Raw genomic sequence first — 1,268 nt, forward strand, 5'->3', positions numbered from 1 at the left:
CAATGATGTTACCCCCATTACCACAAATTGAGGCATCAGATGCCACCCAGCTTCCAGTGGCGTATCGCCTTGCGCTTGTTGTAGATACAGTGACAGAAAGAAAAGACTTGCATAGGCCGAAAATCCTAACGCGAAAGAAGCCACGTTTGCTACGGCCAGAGATATGTTGCGAAAAAGAAGAATAGGAAACAGTGACCTCAATTAAGCTTTCTGGTCTTTTCAACCTCACGTTCATCCATCATATCTATTTCCGTGATGATAAATTCGTATATACTCCCCCTCCCGTAGTTGATCTTTAATCAAGTTTATGTGTTGTTTCATTGTGTATATTGCTACTTCATTTAGTTAAAGGACACAACTGTATAGCCGAAGTGGATTCTTAAACAACACATTAAGCTTCAGGCGATATCTATCTCGAGATTTTATTCAATTCCCTTATCATCGCGTAATTTTCGCTACCTTTATTTAGCCTAGACCTTTCAGACTTAGTGCCTTTAATTCAATATGGAACGGCCTCTGAAAAAATTTTTGTAGAAGTCTCCTTTATGCCAGTACTTGTTTGAACTAAAGAATTCTTGACAATTAGCCATTAATATATACTTTCCTAAAAGACTATCCCTTCTCTTCACATCACTGAGCGTCGTAGCACACTTTAAAGACTCTGCTATGTCATAAGTACCATAATCTAATATCTATATCCTCTTTAAGCGTACTTAAGTAATAGGTTTATGCCCTGGGCTAAGACCTCTTCGGCATAAAACTAAGTTCACCAGTGAATGTATTCGCTCCAAGCTTCACGCACTAAATTAGTCCCATCGAATGGGGTAAATAAATTTTCAAAAAATGTAGGCTGGTTATTTTGTTCTGTTACCCAAATCATGAGAGCGTCAGCCCTCCATTGTTAAACAAGTAGTGAAAGATGGAGAAATAACATCTTTGAAGTGAAAGATAGATTAAATAGCTCAAAATTCATGATATCGTTTTTCCAACTCATGAACTTGCCCTGTTGCGTTCGCGAGATGATTTCTTAGCTTAGTCGAACATTGTAAAATCACTCTAGATTTCAGTTGATGTATCGGCTTAAATTACATAATCGCTCAGCTATAACAATCGATTCTTGTATTGCTCCGGTGTCATGCCGGAGTATTTCTTGAACATCGCGATAAAAGGGCTAGCTTGGTTATAACCTAACGTCAGAGCGACTTCTTTTACGGTCTGCCCTTTACGCAGCAACTCCATAGAATGTAAATATCGCACACGTAAGCGCC

The 1,268-nt window shown here is 38.8% G+C and carries 1 protein-coding gene; it reads right to left on the reverse strand.

Translation table 11 applies throughout. From position 1 onward, the window contains the following. Positions 1-1,101 precede the first annotated feature (1,101 nt). A partial coding sequence (locus IQR33_RS15610; RefSeq protein WP_193843823.1) for a helix-turn-helix domain-containing protein occupies positions 1,102-1,268 on the reverse strand: 167 nt, incomplete at its 5' end.

It is taken from the genome of Vibrio sp. OPT46 (genome assembly GCF_015163535.1).
Taxonomy (GTDB): Bacteria; Pseudomonadota; Gammaproteobacteria; order Enterobacterales; family Vibrionaceae; genus Vibrio; species Vibrio alginolyticus.